This is a genomic window from Sphingopyxis yananensis (genome assembly GCF_020687785.1).
Taxonomy (GTDB): Bacteria; Pseudomonadota; Alphaproteobacteria; order Sphingomonadales; family Sphingomonadaceae; genus Sphingopyxis; species Sphingopyxis yananensis.
Genome location: NZ_JAJEWI010000008.1, coordinates 74,207 through 91,712, shown reverse-complemented (window position 1 = coordinate 91,712; position 17,506 = coordinate 74,207). Strand labels below are relative to the sequence as shown.

The window sequence follows — 17,506 nt, the reverse complement described above, 5'->3', positions numbered from 1 at the left end:
TAGGCGGACCGCTTAGTCTGGACCAGAATAAGCGGAGCAAATCCGCATCAACAAAATAAGTGATGGGAGAGAGGCATGATTGATTTGGACGCCATCCGCACGCTGGCTGATATTCCCGCCGCACAGGCGCGGGTACAGGCCAGCGCGATTGCCATTAAATTTGGCGACAAAGAAACCAGCTTTCAACAATTGAATGTCGCGTCCAACCGCGTGGGCAATGCCCTATTGGCGTCTGGGGTGACGGCGGGGGACCGCATATCGGTGCTGACCAAAAATCACGACAGCTGGTATCCGCTGTTTTTCGGCTGTGCGCTGGCGCGCGCTTGCTTGGCCCCGATCAACAACCGATTGGCGGCGGCAGAGGTCGCCTATATTCTGGACGACGCCGCGCCCAAGCTTTTGTTCGTCGGCGAAGATTTCTTTGAATTGGTGCTGGATGCGGTGGCCGATTTGGCCCATCCGCCGCGCTTGATTGCTTTATATGGGTCGCACCCGAAATTTGAAGATTTTGACCAATGGCTGGGTGGTGCACCGGACCATGGCTTGGCGGGTCCAGAACTGACCGATGATGTGTTGCAGCTTTATACCAGCGGCACCACGGGCCGGCCCAAGGGGGTGGTGTTAACGCATTTCACCTATCGTCGCTTTATGGAAATGGCCGTGAATGTCGACGGTTTCGCTTATGATCAGGGCCAGACCGTGATGATCGTCATGCCCTTATTTCATGTGGCGGGCACCAATGTTGGTTTTGCAGGGCTGGCGCAAGGGTGCCGCCTTGTTTTGATCAAGGATTTTGCCGCCAGCGATGCCTTGGACATGATGAAAAATGAACAAGTCGCCCATGCGTTTCTGGCACCGGTGATGATTCAAATGATGCTGGCACAGCCCCAAGCCCAAGTGGGCACATTTCCCGCCTTGCGAACCATTGCTTATGGAGCATCCCCCATCGCCGAAGATGTGTTGCGGCGCGCGCGGGGCGTTTTTGGCTGCAAATTTGTGCAATTTTATGGAATGACGGAATCTGCGGGAAGCGGGGCATATCTGGCCCCATCGGCGCATGATTTGCCCGGTAAATTAACGTCGTGCGGCAAAGGATGGCCCGGCGTTGATATGGCTATTTTGGACGCTCAGGGCCGCGAATTGGGTGATGGCGAAATTGGTGAAATCGCCATTCGGGGCGATATTGTGATGAAAGAATATTGGAAACGTCCCGACGCGACCCGCGAAACCTTGGATGGCGGCTGGTTGCATACAGGGGATGTGGGTTACCGCGACAGTGACGGTTTCTACTTTGTTCACGACCGTATCAAGGACATGATCGTGTCGGGTGCAGAAAATATCTATCCGGCTGAGGTAGAAAGCGCGATCATGGGATGCCCCGGTGTCGCGGATGTGGCGGTTATTGGCGTACCGGATGTGAAATGGGGCGAAGCGGTCAAGGCATTGATTGTGCCTGAGGCGGGCCAAAATGTGGACCCAGATGATGTCTTGGCGTGGACCAAGGCAAAAATTGCGGGATATAAAGTTCCCAAATCCGTCGAATTTATTCCCGAACTGCCGCGCAATCCGTCTGGCAAGGTGCTGCGCCGCGAATTGCGTGCGCCATATTGGGAAGGCCAAGAAAGGGCCATCGGCTAAACATATGGCCCAGCGTGACATACGCTGGGCCATTTTTCCTTAGGCATGACCGGCATGGGCGGTGATGAGGCCCGCACGGCGTGTGCCATCGGCTTGCATAGGGTCGTGCGCGACGTCGGATGCGTCAAATTCCTTGGTCCATGCCGCCAGTTCCAAGCAGACACCATCGGGATCAAAAAAGTAGATCGAGCGTACAAAGACGCCATCATGCAATTCTGCGGTGACTTGGGTTTCGCTGTCATCATGATTCAGAACAGCCGACACCTTAATGCCTTTGTCGACCAGACGCTGACAATATACGTCAAATTTGTCCGCGTTGATATTGAAGGCAATATGGTTCATCGACCCATGGGCCGACATGAAATTGCCTTCGCCCGGCAGCGCTTCTGGTGCCGAAATGCCCGGAACCGCTTTTGGCGCATCTTTGAACCAGAAAAAGGCCAGACTGTCGCCATTGCCGACGTCAAAGAAGAAATGCTGACCGCGATCACCGGGCAGGTCCAGCGTTTTGATCAGCGGCATTCCCAAAATGTCGCGGTAAAATTCAACCGTCTTGGCCATGTCTTTGCAAACCAGCGCCAAGTGGTTCACACCGCGAAATTCAAATTCTGTGTTCTGAGCAGCCATAATCCGTCTCCTTTTGACTATGCCACGGCAGGGGCCATGGATGGGCGGCTTTTCATCCGCTGATACCAGTTGTTAATATGGGTAAGGTCGGGGTTGATCGGTTGGCCAACGCTGGCGCCGAAATCCAAAAAGGCGAACAGCAAAATGTCGGCCAAAGTGAAGCGTTTACCTGCAATAAATTCGCGGTCCGATATCAAGCCATTCAGCCAAGTCAGCCCATCTTGCGCGATGGCCTTTAAACCATCTGCGGCTTCGGGCAGGCAGCGCATCCGGTTGGAAAACAGCGGCAGTCCCTCGGCATAGCGAAAGCCGTTGGTCAGCGGTTCGCAGATGTTTAAATCAATGCGCCGCGTCCACATGCGGGTTTCGGCGCGTTCTTGCGCCGTGGTGCCGATCAAGCTGTTGTTGGGATGGATTTCATCCAAATATTCGCAAATGGCCGTGATCTCGGTCAGATATGACCCATCGTCCAATTGTAAAGCGGGTGTCTGGCCAGCGGGGTTGATGTCGACATTATAGGGCGCACGGCGATTTTCACCCCCGCGCAGATCGACGTCAACCTGCGGCAATTTGATGCCTTTTTCCGCCATGAACAATGCCACGACGCGCGGATTTGGTCCGACGGAGTGATAATATTTCATCCGTTCATCCTCTCATCTATTCTCTATCACAAGCCCCGCTAATCGTCAACAAAATTGACGATTAGCGGGGCGCTTGTTGGGTTAGTTTTTGGGGCGCGGCGCGCTGAGGAAGTCGGCGGCATCAAAGCCTTCGGGGGCCGCGACTTCGACGATTGGGTCTTCGCGATTGTCGAATTCCATGCGCAAAGCCCGAGTGATCACGGCGTGCATGTCGTAAAGGCAGGTAATATAGGTGAATTCGAAAATTTGCTCATCATCCCAAAAGCTGCGCAATTTGTCGAAAATTTCGGTTGGTACGCGGCCTGCGCCTTGGGACAGGCAATCGGCATAGGCCAAAACCGCACGTTCTTGTTCATTGTAACAATCGGCCACTTGCCAATGCGCAATGGAGGCGATTTTTTCTTCGCTTGCACCCAAACCCCGCAGCGATTTGCAATGTTGGGAAAATACGAACTGGCTGCCCTTCACCCATCCGGCGCGGGTTTGGCCCAATTCGCGCAGTATTGGGTCAATCTTGCGGGCAGGGTGGCGATATACGGCAAAACCATCGACCGCATGTTTGAAAATGTCGGGTGCCAGCGCATAGACGGTCCACCAGTCCCCGGGTGTACCGGTTGCGGTGCCGGGTTCGGCGACAGGGTCGCGGTCGCCAAACAATCGGTTATAATAAGCTTTTACGATGTCGTCTTGGACTTCGGCGAGTGGTACTTGGCGTAAAACGGGCATGAATTTTCCCCCAATCAATGTGATGTTTTGCGAAACTCTGCGACATGCGCACTGTCGAAATATTCATCCAACCGTGTGATTTTGCCATGCTTGACTTGGCAAATAATGGCACAGGGCAGGCGAACCGCACCGTCGTCGAACAGGCGGTTTCCGGTCAACACATGTTGCTGGACAAAGCCGCCTTCGAATATCTGTAGGCGGCGATCTGCATATTTGCGGTTTTTAATCCGTGCGACCATGCCGGTCAAAACCACGGCCGTTTGCTCGACGGTGGTGTCGCGTTCGTCGCTATTGTGCCAAATCACGGCATCGGGCGTGAAGCTGGCGCGCATGGTATCGATATCGCCGTCTTCGATGGCGTCGAAGAAACGCTGGGCCAGTCTGGCGATGTCCTGTGAATCGGGGTCATTATGGTCGGGCATCAGTCTGTCCTTTTGGCGGGATGATCATTCCGCAAAATCGCGGTCCAAATGGCGAGTCATGGAAAATTGCGCGATTCCGGCGGCTGCGGCGAAGGGGACAAGGCCGATCAGGGCAAAGCGTAAACTGTCGTCGCCAAAGCTGGCTTTCAGCATATCGCTTAAAACGCCCGTAAAGACCGGACCCATGCCCAAACCGATGATGTTGAATACCAGCAACAATAATGCGGCAGCGGTGGCGCGGGAACGCGGCGGGGTCAAATTTTGCACCAACGCCAAGGCGGGCGGGACATAGACAGTGCAGGCGGCCATCGGAATGAGCAGCAAAGCCAGTGACATTTGCCAACTGTCCGCCATTAAAGCCATGATGAATGTCGGAATAAGCAGCAGGCTGGCCAAGGCAGGGATGCTGCCATAAGCGCGCGGCGATATTTTGGCGCGTTGGCTGACCAACCAGCCGCCGCCCAAAATGCCAATGCCAAAGGTGATGCCCGCGGCTGGTGCATAATAGGTCGCCATGGCTTCGAGTGGCATTTTTTGGGTCCGCATCAAAAAGGCCGGAATCCAGTTTAACATGCCATAGCTGACAAAGGCGGCAAGCGCGCTGCCGATCAACAATAAACGCAGCGACCGGCGACGAATGAAAAGCGCCAAGCTTTGGGAAAAAGATATGGCTTCGTCGGCCATTTTTTCTTTGTCCATTTGGCCGCGCGCGGGTTCGCGTACCAGCCACAACATAATGGGTACAAAGGCCATGCCAATGGCACCAATCACCATGAAGGCGCCGCGCCAACCAATATTGGCGGCGGCCCATGCCCCAAAGGCGGCGCCGACAAATACGCCAAAGGGACCGTTCAACGTCAGCAGGCCGATGGCAAATGGACGCTCGGCGGGGGGGTAATAATCCGCGAGAACGGACAAAGACGGCGCGGTTCCGCCAGCTTCGCCCGCGCCAACGCCAAAACGCATCAAGGCCAATTGCCAGAAATTGGAAACCATGCCGCAGGCCATGGTAAAGCCGCTATAGACAACACAGGCAATCCCAATCAGCTTCACGCGGTTCCAGCGATCCGCCAACATTGCGACAGGAACGCCCATTGCCGCATAGAAAAGCGCGAACGCCAGACCCGTCAACAGGCCAAATTGGGTGTCCGTAAAGTCCAGTTCCGCCCGAACAGGTTCGACCAAAATCGACAAAAGCTGGCGGTCCACAAAGTTAATGGTGCCCACCAGGAATAACATCGTCAGGGCAATTCTGCGGCGCATCACAAGGTTGTTATCTGTTGCTGGGGCGGCGAGGGGAGCCGTGGCCTGTGTCATAGATTGTCCAAATTATCGATTGTTGATCCGTTAAAACCCAAGCCGCAAAACACGGCTGCCGTTCGGGGGGAAGCGGCAGCCGTGCAAGCGGGGTAACGCCCCGATACTCAGGTCTTAAAAGCCAGCGCCAAGGGTCAAGCCAAAGGTGCGCGGTGCACCATAGAAGCGCTGGGTGAAATAGTTGGTCGTGGGCGTCAGGGCCGCGATATAGGTATGATTGGTCAAATTCTTGCCCCACAATTGGGCGCGGAACCGGCCATCATCGCTTTCCCAGCCAATCGACCCATCGACCAGAATGAAATCGCCCGATTTGCCGGGGGCTTCGTTCAAGCCGCTGTTATAATAGGTGCTGCGATAAGAGCCCGCCAAACGGAAGTTCAAGCGGCCATTGTCGCCCAGCGGAACTGCATATTCTGCCGCTAGCTGGGTTTGCCATTTCGGCGCACGGGTCATTTTCAGATAAGTATAATCTTCGTCGACCAAATAGCTGTTGCCGCTGATCAGGGACACGTCACCGCACGTCGATGTGGGCGGCGTGGAATAGTTGGACGGACCGTTAATATCGGCGCAGAAGTCAGTAAATTTTGCGTCCAGATACCCAATGTTGGCGGATAAGGTGAAATCTTGGGTTGGACGCAGCGATGCTTCCAACTCAATGCCCTTGGTGCGCGCTTTGCCGATATTGCTAGCGGCGGTTTCTTGGCCACTCGCCACGTCCGGATTCGGGATGAAGATGCTGAATTCCAACTGCTTATAGTTGGTAATAAAGCCCGTCAGGTTCAGGCGGAGCAGACGGTCAAAGAAATCGCCCTTCATGCCGACTTCGAACAATTCGGACGTATTGTCGTTGGTTGGACCTGCGGTCAGCTTGGTGGCCGAACGCGCACCAAAGCCGCCGCCCTTATAGCCTTGGCTGTAGCCGCCATAGAGCATCACATCGTCGGTCAGCTTATAGTCAACACCGGCCTTAAAGGTCATGCGGTTGCGCTTATACCCCAGTGACAAAGCCTTGCCGAGCGCCAGATTGTCGCGGGCGATATCTTCCATTTCGTCCAAAGGCAGGACGAATGACCGGTCTTTGAAATAGGCGGGCAGGATGAGGGTGCCCGTCGGGTCGCGCAGATAATCTTTTTGTTCCCAGCTTTGGCGCACACCAAAGGTGACGTTTAGACGGTCGTTGATGCCGTAAATCGCCTGGGCAAACAGCGCATGCGCTTTGTTTTTCTGGGCAACGAAATCTTGGCTGCCAGCTTGGATATAATCTGGTGGCACCAGCGCTGGCAGCGTTGGGAATGCTTGTGTCATTTCAAAGCTTTGGTTCAGATAATAGCCCCCGAACACCAAATCCAGACGGGACAAAGCATCGTCGCGATCCGAGAAGTTTGATTGCAGGCGCAGTTCTTGGCTGAACTGGCGGTGCGATTGCAAACGGAAGGTTGGGAAGAAGAAGATTTCACTTTGGTCGAAATCGCTGTCGTTGAAATCGTCGGTTTCAATATAGCCGGTGATCGATTTCACATTCCAACTGTCGCCCAGTTTCACGCTGATGTTGCTGATCAGGCCCAATTGGTCGGTGTCGTGATTGGCTGGGAAATCACGGCCAATGCGGAAAGCGCCGTCATTGGGTTCTTCAAAGCCATAGACCAAATATAGCAATTTTGTGCGGTCTGGCACGGTGTCACCGCCAGGGGCGCTAGAACGGTCGCGAACCCAAAAGCCCTTGAGGTTGATTTCCAAGGCATCCGATGGTGTGGCGACGATGGTGCCGCGCATGTTGAAACGGTCTTGGCCGCCGATGCGCTTATTGTCGACGCGGTTGGTGTAAAAACCGTCATAGGTTTCTTTGTTGACCACCAATCGGGCGGCCAACACATCTTGGATGATGGGCACGTCGACCGACGCACGAGCGTCGATGCGGCCATAATTGCCGATGGTGACTTCGGCGCGGGCGGATAACTCGCGGCCCGGATTTTTGGTGTGCGCCGCAATACCGCCAGCCAGCGAGTTTTTACCAAAGGACGTCCCTTGGGGACCCCGCAATATTTCGATGCGTTCCAGATCAAATGTGTCCAGCATGGTGGCGACGGGGCGGGTAACGAACACGCCGTCGATGGAAATGCCGACGGGGCTTTCGACCGTGGATTCAATATCCTGTCCACCAAGGCCGCGCATATAGATGGACGCAGAGTTTGAGAATGTGGCAACAGGGGTGATGCTGACGTTCGGCGTTGATGGTGCCAGATCGGTAATGTCGCGGGCGGCAACGGCGCTGAGCGAACGTGCGTCAAAGGCCGAGATCGCTTGCGGCACATCTTGCAAGGTTTCGTTGCGGAAACGGGCGGTGACAATAATGTCCCGTTCGTCGGTATCGCTGGCACTGGCTGTTGCAGCGCTGTCTTGCGCCATGGCTGGTGCAGCGGTGGCCATCAGCGCGGCGCAAGCCGCCCCCGATAACAGAATCATATTGAACTGCTTCATTTAACCCTCCCAATTTGCGGCGTTGACGATCCTGATTTCTTGCGTCAGTCCGTCAATCTGATTGACCCTTAGTATACTAATTGATTTATACTTGTCTAGCGTTTCGCAAGGGAGAGAGCGATTATGGAAAAAGAAAAAAACCTAGTTTTAGACAGTGGTTTAAAGACACGCCATCTCTGTACTGCCGAGTTTGAAGTGGGCGGCGGCCTGTTCACGGTCGGGGCGTCACCGTTCGGCGAGCAACGAGTCGGCTATATCACCGGCGGCCGTTTTTTCGGCCCGCGTCTGAACGGAAAAATATTGGCGGGCGGGGGCAATTGGTCCCGTGCCGGAAAAATGGCAGATGGTCGCCATGTCGGAACATTTGATGCCCGCACCATGTGGCAGACGGACGACGGCGCCATGATCTATCTTATCTATCAAGGCCGGTCGGCGCTAAGCGATGATGTGCGCGCCGATTTCGCCAATCCCGCATCGCCTGACGTCGATCCGGCACGATATTATTTGCGAATTGCACCAGTGTTTGAGACATCTGATCCCGCTTATGATTGGTTAAATGCTGTGCTGGCGATTGGGGTCGGGGAACGCACCGACTTTGGGGTTCGGCATCAGATATATGAGGTGCTGTGATGATTGACCTACATTATTGTGCGACTCCCAATGGCCAAAAAATCACCATCATTTTGGAGGAAATGGGCGTAGCTTATAATGTTATCCCATATGACATATTTCATGGTGATCAACTGACGGCGGAATTTGGTCAGATTAACCCCAATTTTAAACTGCCCGCGTTGGTTGACCATGATCCTATGGGCGGCGGTGATGCCATCACGGTGTTTGAATCGGGGGCTATGCTGCAATATCTGGCGGAAAAATGTGGGAAATTTCTGGCGCCATCTGGCGCGGAGCGCGCCGTCACCTTGTCTTGGTTGACGTGGCAAGTTTCCGCCATGGGGCCGATGGGTGGGCAAGCCAGCCATTTCATGCGCTATGCCCCAGCGGGGCAAGATTATGCCATTGCGCGCTATGCCAAAGAAGTGGGGCGTTTGCTGACCGTGCTGGAAAAGCGGCTGGAAAAATCACCCTATGTGGCGGGCGACAATTATAGCATCGCGGACATCGCGCTGTGGCCGGGGCGGGCCACCGGATTTTTCATGCAAGCAGGCGGCGAAAACCAAGGGGCCGAGGAATGGCCCGCGACCTATGATTGGTTCCAGCGCATTCGCGCTCGTCCGGCCGTGGTTACGGCCATGACGCGGCCGGATTTGAAAGCGCCGGAGAAATATTTGGGCCGTCACCAAAAGTTGAGCGATGACGAATGGTCTAACATGTTTGGTGATGCCAATCATGCGGCGGTGAAACAGGGCTGATCACCCCTGCTCTGATGATGATAGGGGGTTATCGCTGGCTGTGTTGGCGATCCCCCCATAAAATGGCGCGATGTTCGTCCGTAAAGCCTTGCAGCCCGCCTTCGATGGTTTCCGCGCGGGCGGTGCCGACCGCCAAGCCTTCGGCCACGGCGGGCCGCGCCAGCATCGCTTGGCCCCAGCGGTCGACATGCGGATATTGGCCGGGCTGAGCCGTTAATATACTGCGAACATAAGGCAATGTGGCTATATCCGCGATGCTATAGCTGGTGCCCGACAGCCATTCGCTGTCGCCCAAGCGGTGATTAAGCACCATCATCAGCCGTTTCACCTCGCGTCCATAGCGTTCGATGGCATAGGGGTGGCGGTCCTTGGCATAATGGGTGAAATGGGCGGCTTGTCCAAACATGGGCCCGATGGCGGACATCTGAAACATCAGCCATTGCCAGCACAGCGCCCGTTCGCTGGCATCATTGGGCAAGAACAGCCCCGTTTTTTCGGCCAGATACACCAAGATCGCCCCGCTTTCATTCAGGGTGAAGGGCGCGCCATTGGGGCCGTGGTCGTCGATGATGACGGGTGTTTTATTGTTGGGATTAAGCGCCAAAAACTCTGACGTTAATTGGTCGCCTGCCAAAATATCAATCGGCTCCAGCCGCCACGGCAGCTTCATTTCGAGCAGCGCAATCGCCACTTTTCGCGCATTGGGGGTTGGTCCGCCGTATAGCGTTATCATGCGCTGCGTCCCAGCCAGCGGTTCAGCACGTCATCAGTGTCCTGTCCGACCTGAAGTGGGGCGGGGCGGCGCACGCTGCTGGGGGTGGCCGATAATTTGGGGAAGGGGCTTTGCATGGTCACGTCACCAAATTCGCTGTCTGGCACCGTCACCAAAGCCTCGCGCGCAGCAAAATGCGGATCGGCCAGCATGTCTTCGGCATCATAGATTTTGCCAGCGGGCACACCGGCCTCGATCATCGCGGCTTCCAATTCCGCGATGGAGAGCGTTCGGGTCCATTCACCGATCAGGGCGTCCAATTCCTCTTGCCGTTCGCCCCGCGCGCGGTGCGTGGCATAGCGGGGGTCGCTCGCCAGTTCGGGGCGGCCCATGGCGGCGGCTAGACGGGCAAAGACGCCATCCTGATTGGCGCCGATTAAATATTCGCCGTCGCGGCACGGATAGACATTGGACGGCGCAATGGCGGGCAGGGTTGACCCTGTGCGGCGGCGTTTGGTGCCGCTAGTGCTATAATCCGACACGGTCGATTCCATGATTTGCAGCACAGCTTCGTATAGGGCGCTGTCGACAATTTGTCCTTCGCCGCTGTGGCTGCGGTGATGCAGGGCGGCCAAGGCCCCCATGCAGCCATAGGTGGCAGCCAGCGTATCGCCAATCGACACGCCCATGCGCGCTGGGGGCAGGTCGGGATAGCCGACAATGCCGCGCCAACCGCCCATCGCCTCGCCAATGCCGCCAAAGCCGGCGCGCGATGAGTAAGGGCCAGTTTGACCATAGCCCGACACGCGTACCACAATCAGGCCTTTGTTGGTCTTGCGCAGATCAACCGGATCGAGATTCCATTTTTCCAGCGTGCCGGGGCGAAAATTTTCGATCAAAATATCGGCCTTGGAAATTAATTCGCGGGCCAAGGCTTGCCCGTCTTCACTGCGCAGATCGACGGCCACGCTATATTTGTTGCGCGCAATCACGCGCCACCAACTGGGCTTGTCGCCTTGGCCCCATTGGCGCATCGGGTCGCCGGTAACGGGCGGTTCCAATTTGATAATCTCGGCGCCCATATCGCCCAGCAACTGGCCGCAAAATGGACCCGCGATCAACTGTCCCATTTCCACGACTTTGATGCCGCTTAATGCGCCGCCGCTATGGCCTGCGTCTGTCATCCAATCCCCCCTATTTATACCGGATCAATGGCCTGTCGGTATGACCTTATGGATGATTATATACTTAGAATGCTATCTATCTTGCAATGCCTAAAATCTCCCCCGAAGGATTTCGTGATTTTGCTGGGTGATTTGCATGGGCTTTGCCAGCGGCTATGACAGCGGAATGTTGAAACCAGATGATCATCCCAGTCAGCCTGTTTGCGTGGCCGCCCTGTATCGTTTTACGCCGTGGGACGATCCGTCCGCCATTCAGGCGGGGCTGGAGAAATTGTGCCAAAATTACGATATTCGCGGCACGTTGCTGGTGGCGCATGAAGGCATTAACGGCACGGTAGCAGGCACGGATGCGGCGATTACGGCCTTGATCGGCCATATACGCAGGCTGCCCGATTGCGGCGACTTGGATGTGAAATATAGCCGCGCCGCGACCATGCCTTTTTGGCGCATGAATGTGCGGCTGAAGCCGGAAATTGTGACCATGGGCGTGGCCGATATCGACCCGCGCCGCAGCGTGGGCCGCTATGTCGAACCACAGGATTGGAACGCCCTGATCGCGGACCCCGACACCATCTTGATCGACACCCGCAATGATTATGAAGTGAAGGTGGGCAGCTTTCGCGGCGCGATTGACCCAAAAACGGTGCGGTTTCGCGACTTTCCGGCATGGTTTCGTGACCATCGGGACGAATTGCTGGCTGGCGGCCAGAATCCCAAAGTGGCGATGTTCTGCACCGGCGGAATACGCTGTGAAAAATCCACCGCCTTTTTGATGCAAGAAGGGGTGGAGGATGTCTATCATCTGAAGGGCGGGATTTTACGCTATTTGGAACAAGTGCCCGCTGAACAAAGCCTGTGGGAAGGCGAATGTTTCGTGTTCGATCAGCGGGTAACCGTGGGACATGGCTTGGTGCAAGGGCAATATCGCTTATGTTTCGCTTGCCGCCGCCCCATTAGCGCGCAGGATGAGGCATCACCCCATTTTGAAGAAGGGGTCAGTTGCCCCGCTTGCCATGGTGAGCGCACGGACGCTCAGCGAGCGGCTTATCGTGAGCGTCAACGGCAGGAAGAGCGAGCCTCGGCGCGGGGGGAGGCGCATATTGCCGCCGATTTCGATCATCATGCCAGCCGGAAGGGGGACGTAAGCCCTGAAAAAGGCGCGTCGAAGAGGGCGGTGTTGGGGGACAAGGTGGTCGGTCATGACTGATCCTATCCTATATAGTTTTCGCCGATGCCCCTATGCCATGCGCGCCCGCCTCGCTTTGGCGATGAGCGGCCAGCGGTGCGAGATTAGAGAAGTGAAATTATCGGCCAAGCCTGCTGAAATGCTGGAGGCATCGCCCAAGGCCACCGTGCCGGTGCTGGTGTTGCCGGACGGCCATGTAGTGGACGAGAGTTTGGACATCATGCACTGGGCCTTGGGGCGCCATGATCCTGAAAATTGGTTGTCCGGCGACGACAAAGATTTGATCGCCCAAAATGATGGGGCGTTTAAATATCATTTGGACCGGTATAAATATCCCCAGCGCCACGACAGCGATGCATTGGCCCATCGGACATCTGCACAGCAGATTTTGGCCCGCTTGGATCATCGTTTGGCAGAATATGGCGGCCAGTTGACGGGCCCGACACGCGCCTTGGCGGATATGGCCACCATGCCCTTTGTCCGCCAATTTGCGTCGGTGGAGCCGGAATGGTTCGCTGGGTTGGATATGCCGCATTTGCAGCGATGGCTGGCGAACCATGTGCAATCGTCTTTGTTTGACGATATTATGAAGCGGTGGCCCGTGTGGAACCATGGTGACGCACCGCTGTCTTTCGGATCAGAATAAGGGCAGAGTTGCGATAAGAAAAACGGTGTAGATTCATGCTGCACTGCAGCATTATTGCGATTCAATGCTGTTTTACCTGCATGTGGCAACTTTTTTTTCTTTTATTCACTTTATAAAAAAGGGCGCTTTCCGTAAGGGGAAAGGAGATTTTTATCTTTTAAGATAGATTTGATGTTTTTCAATGGACTTGCAGGTCGCCGTTGAGAATTGGTAAGCGGCGTCCCGAACCGAAATTCCCTGTCAAAGGAAGAACCAGTGACGACCAGTCGTATTGCGATGCCTAGCTTGCACAAGAAGATCATGAGCGCTGCCGACGCCGCGCGACTGATTGGACATGGCACAACCGTTGGCATGAGCGGATTTACAGGGTCGGGATATCCCAAAGAAGTGCCCTTGGCACTGGCCGCCCACATTGAAGAAGAGCAGGCCAAGGGAAATCCTTTTCGCGTCAAGGTCTGGACTGGTGCGTCCACGGGACCGGAATTGGACGGCGCGCTGGCGAAGGCGGACGGCATTGAATTTCGCTTGCCGTATAACAGCGACCCAATCGCTCGTGAAAAAATCAACAATGGCACGATGAATTATTTCGACATGCACCTGAGCCAAGTTGCGCCCATGGCGTGGCAGGGCTTCTTGGGCCCGCTGGACACGGCGGTGGTCGAAGTAACGGGTATCACCGCCGATGGTGGCCTGATCCCATCATCGTCGGTTGGTAACAACAAAACATGGTTGGACCGCGCCGAACGCATCATTTTGGAAGTCAATAATTGGCAGAACCCCGCCCTAGAGGGGATGCACGACATTTATTATGGTACGCAATTGCCGCCCAATCGTGTGCCCATTCCCTTGGTTCGCGCCGATGATCGTATTGGGCAGCCGCTGTTCCGCTGTGATTTGGACAAAATTGCGGGCATCGTTGTCACCGACACGCCCGACCGCAACTTGCCCTTCAGCGCGCCAGATGCATCGGCCATGCAAATTGCCGGTCATTTGATCGAATTTTTCGAACATGAAGTGAAAATGGGCCGTATGCCCGAAAATCTGCTGCCTATTCAGTCGGGTGTGGGCAATATCGCCAATGCGGTGCTGACCGGTCTGGTCGACAGCCGCTTTGAAAATATGACCTCTTATACCGAAGTGATTCAGGACGGCATGTTGGACCTGATCGATTGCGGCAAATTGCGCATCGCATCGGCCACCGCCTTTTCCTTGTCGCCGGAAGCGGCGCTGCGCATCAATGCGGATATGGAACGCTATCGCGACCGGATGATCTTGCGTCCGCAAGAAATCAGCAACCACCCCGAATTGATCCGCCGTTTGGGCTGTGTGTCGATGAACGGCCTGATCGAAGCGGATATTTATGGCAATGTGAACAGCACCCATGTCATGGGTTCGCGCATTCAAAATGGCATTGGCGGGTCGGGCGATTTCGCGCGCAACGCCTTTGTATCCATATTCGTGACGCCATCGACCGCGAAGGGCGGGGCGATTTCGGCGATTGTGCCACAGGTCAGCCATGTGGACCATATTTCGCAGGATGTTCAGGTGATTGTGACGGAACAAGGTCTGGCCGACTTGCGGGGCCTGTCGCCCAAGCAGCGCGCCGAACTGATCATTGAAAAATGCGCCCATCCCAAATTCCGTCCGATGCTGGCGGACTATTACGCCCGCGCGCTGAAGGACAGCTATGGCAAGCATTCGCCGTCGCTGCTGCGCGAGGCCTTGTCATGGCACCAGCGTTTCATTGAAACCGGATCGATGGAGGCCTGATTGCGGCTTGCCAGCATCGTTTGACGCTGGCGTGCAAAGATTTCACAAGGAAGAGCCATTCTGCGTCGGCAGAGTGGCTCTTTTTTTACGCAAGGGGTGGGGGATCTGGTGTGAATTTTGGCCTAGGTCACAGAAATGTAAAATAAATTTCAAAATTTTGAATTTAACACTTGCGTGTCAGAAGGGCCCCACGTAAAGGGCTCTCACAGCGCACCCGTAGCTCAGCTGGATAGAGCATCAGACTACGAATCTGAGGGTCGGACGTTCGAATCGTTCCGGGTGCACCACTTTCCCCAAGCCTTGATTTGATCGTTGTTCAGCCAATGCTGGACTATGCTGGACTATGCTGGACTATGCTGGCCCGCCATAAATCTCATATTGGACGAGAATATTCGGCCCCTGTCCGTTTGGGCGGGCATGGCGAGCTCTCGCGTGGCGCGCGCGTGCCTTATGCGGGCTATTGACCCGTTGGCCGCATGGCTATCGCCGCCTTGTGCGGCGGGTGGGCTTGCGACCAACAATATATCATTCCCAGTGGGCGTTCATCAACCGTTCGCGCAGATTGTGCAGGTCGGTGTTCGCCAAGGCGTCTTCGGGATTTTCGGCGCGCAATATTTTGGCCAAGGCCAATTGGGTTTGCGCCAGTAAATCGAGACTTTGCAGCGCGTTCATATGGCGAAGGGCAACATCCGGATCACTGCACAGCAAGGCGCCAAGAGACTCGGTCTCTTGGCGCATATTTTCCAGTTCATCCGCAATTTTTTGCAGCAAGCTGGGGTTGGGGGGGATCATGCTGCTCATACAGGGGCCTGTGTCCGATGGTGCAGCATAGCGGCAGAGATTTCGGTCAGCGGTAAGATTTGCGACGCTGCGCCCTTGGCGATAGCCAGTTCCGGTAGTTCGGCGGCGCGGGCGGTGTCGGGCGATTGGGCCAGCGTCAAGCCGCCCATCGACTTCATCGCCATCAATCCTGCGACACCATCGTCCCCAATACCGGTCAAAATGGCCGCTGCGCCCGCCGTGCCAGCCGTTTTGGCGATGGTACCCAGCAATAGATTGGCCGATGGGCGGTGGCCCGCAATCGGTTCACCGTCAATCAAACGAATGCGGCCCGCAGGCCATTTGTCGATGATCGCATGTTTCGCATGGTCACACACAATATAGACATTGCCAGCCTCAAGGGGTTGGTCATCGGCGGCCAAGCGAATGCGCGGCTGTGTCACCTTGTCCAGCTTGGTGATAAAGGCATCGATGAAGCCGCTGGCGCTGGCCAAATGAATGATGGTCGGCGGGCAATTTGCCGGAAATTGCGCGATCATATCATTCAGCGCATCGACGCCGCCGGTATTGGCCACCAAGGTCAGCAAGGCATCACTGGGGACATAGTCGGCAGGGACCGCCGACACGGCGACGGGGGCGAGGGCGCTTGTTTCGGCCTTGCGGGGCTTGCCACCATTTTTGGCAGCAGATTTCACCAAGCGGGCCAAACGTGGGCCGATTTTGGCAAATTCGTCCATCGTGGCTTTGGTGGGTTTGGGGAAGCAATCGAACGCGCCCAGTTCTAACGCCTTGAGTGTGGCGTCCGATCCTTTTTGCGTCAGGGTGGACAGCATGATGACGGGCATGGGGCGCTCGGTCATCAATTCTTCCAGAAATTCCAGACCGCTCATGCCGGGCATTTCGACGTCTAGGGTGATGACATCGGGGCGTAATTTTTTGATCAGGTCGCGGGCTTCGTCGGCATCGGCGGCATGTTCAATGACCGTGATACCGGGGGCATCGTTCAAAATGCCCGAAAAAAGTGCGCGCATGGTGACGCTGTCGTCAACAACCAAAACCCGAACGGGGGAGGCCATGTCTATAACTCCTATGAAAAATTCAGGCTGCGTCGGCAAGGGCGCGCGGGGCAGCGTCGCTGGCAGCTTGCGGTGCTGCGCCAAGGGTCAGTGATTTCAGGTCCAGCACCATCGCCATATGGTCATCGACCGTGGCCAATCCTTCGATGAAAAAGGGCACCAGCGGATCGCCCAAATCGGGCGGCGGCTGCATGGTGGCGTCGTCAATCAACACAATATCATTGACGCTGTCGACGATCAGGCCGTGCAACTGATTGCCGATTTCCATCACAATGATGACATGGCGTGCTGATGGTTCGGTGTCGCCCCAACCCAATCGGCTGCTGAGGTCGATGACGGGCAGCACGGTACCGCGCAAATTCACCACGCCGCGCACATAAGCAGGGGCGTGGGGGATTTTGGTGGTGGGAGTCCATGCCCGAATTTCGCGCACAGCCATGATGTCCACACCCAGCAATTTGTCGTCAATTTGAAAGGTGATGAGTTGGCGGGTCATGTTGATATCCTGATGATCACGGCGATGGTCAATGGGTTGCGCTCGGTGGGCTAGCTTCAATGCGCTACACGGCGAATGACGCTGTTCAATTGATCTGGGTCAAAGGGTTTGACGATCCATCCAGTGGCCCCCGCGGCGCGGGCGCGGGCCTTTTTTTCGGCCGTGCTTTCGGTGGTCAGCACCAATATCGGCATGTCGCGAAAACGCGGCTGGGCGCGAATATGTTCGATCAAGCCGAACCCATCCATGCGCGGCATGTTAATGTCGGTAATCACCAAATCGGGTTGATGATGTTCCAACCATTCGGCGGCGGCCACACCGTCTTCGGCTTCGTTGATCTGATGGCCTTCTTTGGTCAAGGCCGCGCGCAGCAACAGGCGCATGCTGACACTGTCATCGACCGTCAAGATATTGATGTTGGGCATTATATTTTCCAC

The 17,506-nt window shown here is 55.8% G+C and carries 18 protein-coding genes and 1 tRNA gene; 7 read left to right on the top strand and 12 right to left on the bottom strand.

The features are described from left to right. Positions 1–75: 75 nt before the first annotated feature. Positions 76–1,638, top strand: coding sequence for a long-chain-fatty-acid--CoA ligase (locus LKO31_RS08530; protein ID WP_227689869.1), 1,563 nt, complete (start codon positions 76–78; stop codon positions 1,636–1,638). A gap of 39 nt (positions 1,639–1,677) precedes the next feature. Here LKO31_RS08530 and LKO31_RS08525 read toward each other — a convergent pair whose 3' ends face one another. The 6 genes from LKO31_RS08525 to LKO31_RS08500 form a co-directional block, all read right to left on the bottom strand. Further along, a complete protein-coding gene (locus LKO31_RS08525) occupies positions 1,678–2,265 on the bottom strand; it encodes a VOC family protein (RefSeq protein ID WP_227689868.1) in 588 nt (195 codons plus the stop codon). A gap of 17 nt (positions 2,266–2,282) precedes the next feature. Further along, positions 2,283–2,906: a glutathione S-transferase family protein gene (locus tag LKO31_RS08520; RefSeq protein ID WP_227689867.1), complete on the bottom strand. Its 624-nt coding sequence runs from the start codon at positions 2,904–2,906 to the stop codon at positions 2,283–2,285. An 81-nt stretch (positions 2,907–2,987) separates the two neighbouring features. Then, positions 2,988–3,632, bottom strand: a complete 645-nt coding sequence (locus LKO31_RS08515) for a carboxymuconolactone decarboxylase family protein (protein ID WP_227689866.1) — start codon at positions 3,630–3,632, stop codon at positions 2,988–2,990. A 14-nt stretch (positions 3,633–3,646) separates the two neighbouring features. Next, on the bottom strand, positions 3,647–4,054 hold the full coding sequence (locus tag LKO31_RS08510) for a nuclear transport factor 2 family protein (protein ID WP_227689865.1): 408 nt from the start codon (positions 4,052–4,054) through the stop codon (positions 3,647–3,649). Positions 4,055–4,078: 24 nt separating this feature from the next. Then, the gene (locus tag LKO31_RS08505; protein WP_227689864.1) at positions 4,079–5,371 is read right to left on the bottom strand and encodes a spinster family MFS transporter; all 1,293 of its coding nucleotides are present in this window, start codon (positions 5,369–5,371) and stop codon (positions 4,079–4,081) included. 114 nt (positions 5,372–5,485) lie between these two features. Next, the gene (locus tag LKO31_RS08500) at positions 5,486–7,834 is read right to left on the bottom strand and encodes a TonB-dependent receptor (protein ID WP_227689863.1); all 2,349 of its coding nucleotides are present in this window, start codon (positions 7,832–7,834) and stop codon (positions 5,486–5,488) included. Positions 7,835–7,972: 138 nt separating this feature from the next. Here LKO31_RS08500 and LKO31_RS08495 point away from each other — a divergent pair, with 138 nt between their 5' ends. Both LKO31_RS08495 and LKO31_RS08490 read left to right on the top strand, forming a co-directional pair. Further along, positions 7,973–8,479, top strand: a complete 507-nt coding sequence (locus tag LKO31_RS08495) for a DUF3237 domain-containing protein (RefSeq protein WP_227689862.1) — start codon at positions 7,973–7,975, stop codon at positions 8,477–8,479. After that, positions 8,479–9,219 carry a glutathione binding-like protein gene (locus LKO31_RS08490; protein WP_227689861.1) on the top strand — a complete coding sequence of 247 codons (741 nt, stop codon included), beginning with the start codon at positions 8,479–8,481 and terminating at the stop codon, positions 9,217–9,219. Before LKO31_RS08495 ends, LKO31_RS08490 begins: the two co-directional genes overlap by 1 nt. A gap of 28 nt (positions 9,220–9,247) precedes the next feature. Here LKO31_RS08490 and LKO31_RS08485 read toward each other — a convergent pair whose 3' ends face one another. Then, positions 9,248–9,952 (bottom strand): glutathione S-transferase family protein, encoded by a 705-nt coding sequence (locus LKO31_RS08485; RefSeq protein ID WP_227689860.1) that lies wholly within the window; start codon positions 9,950–9,952, stop codon positions 9,248–9,250. Next, a complete protein-coding gene (locus LKO31_RS08480) occupies positions 9,949–11,115 on the bottom strand; it encodes a CaiB/BaiF CoA transferase family protein (protein WP_227689859.1) in 1,167 nt (388 codons plus the stop codon). Before LKO31_RS08480 ends, LKO31_RS08485 begins: the two co-directional genes overlap by 4 nt. 136 nt (positions 11,116–11,251) lie before the next feature. On the opposite strand from LKO31_RS08480, the gene trhO reads away from it, so the two are divergent. The 4 genes from trhO to LKO31_RS08460 all read left to right on the top strand — a co-directional run bounded on the left by trhO (position 11,252) and on the right by LKO31_RS08460 (position 15,004). After that, positions 11,252–12,322 carry an oxygen-dependent tRNA uridine(34) hydroxylase TrhO gene (gene trhO, locus LKO31_RS08475; protein WP_227689858.1) on the top strand — a complete coding sequence of 357 codons (1,071 nt, stop codon included), beginning with the start codon at positions 11,252–11,254 and terminating at the stop codon, positions 12,320–12,322. Next, entirely contained in the window at positions 12,315–12,947 is a 633-nt protein-coding gene (locus LKO31_RS08470; protein ID WP_227689857.1) for a glutathione S-transferase, read from the top strand. The genes trhO and LKO31_RS08470 overlap by 8 nt, the downstream gene beginning before the upstream one ends. A gap of 255 nt (positions 12,948–13,202) precedes the next feature. Beyond that, on the top strand, positions 13,203–14,717 hold the full coding sequence (locus LKO31_RS08465; RefSeq protein WP_227689856.1) for an acetyl-CoA hydrolase/transferase family protein: 1,515 nt from the start codon (positions 13,203–13,205) through the stop codon (positions 14,715–14,717). A 210-nt stretch (positions 14,718–14,927) separates the two neighbouring features. Then, positions 14,928–15,004, top strand: a tRNA-Arg gene (locus tag LKO31_RS08460). Between the two features lie 238 nt (positions 15,005–15,242). Here the strand turns inward: LKO31_RS08460 and LKO31_RS08455 are convergent. Genes LKO31_RS08455 through LKO31_RS08440 form a run of 4 tightly spaced genes read right to left on the bottom strand, consistent with a single transcriptional unit; the run spans position 15,243 to position 17,494 of the window. Beyond that, positions 15,243–15,518: a hypothetical protein gene (locus LKO31_RS08455; protein ID WP_227689855.1), complete on the bottom strand. Its 276-nt coding sequence runs from the start codon at positions 15,516–15,518 to the stop codon at positions 15,243–15,245. Then, the gene (locus tag LKO31_RS08450) at positions 15,515–16,573 is read right to left on the bottom strand and encodes a chemotaxis protein CheB (RefSeq protein WP_227689854.1); all 1,059 of its coding nucleotides are present in this window, start codon (positions 16,571–16,573) and stop codon (positions 15,515–15,517) included. Before LKO31_RS08450 ends, LKO31_RS08455 begins: the two co-directional genes overlap by 4 nt. Before the next feature lie 22 nt (positions 16,574–16,595). Next, on the bottom strand, positions 16,596–17,069 hold the full coding sequence (locus tag LKO31_RS08445; protein ID WP_227689853.1) for a chemotaxis protein CheW: 474 nt from the start codon (positions 17,067–17,069) through the stop codon (positions 16,596–16,598). 56 nt (positions 17,070–17,125) lie between these two features. After that, on the bottom strand, positions 17,126–17,494 hold the full coding sequence (locus tag LKO31_RS08440; protein ID WP_227689852.1) for a response regulator: 369 nt from the start codon (positions 17,492–17,494) through the stop codon (positions 17,126–17,128). Positions 17,495–17,506 lie beyond the last annotated feature (12 nt).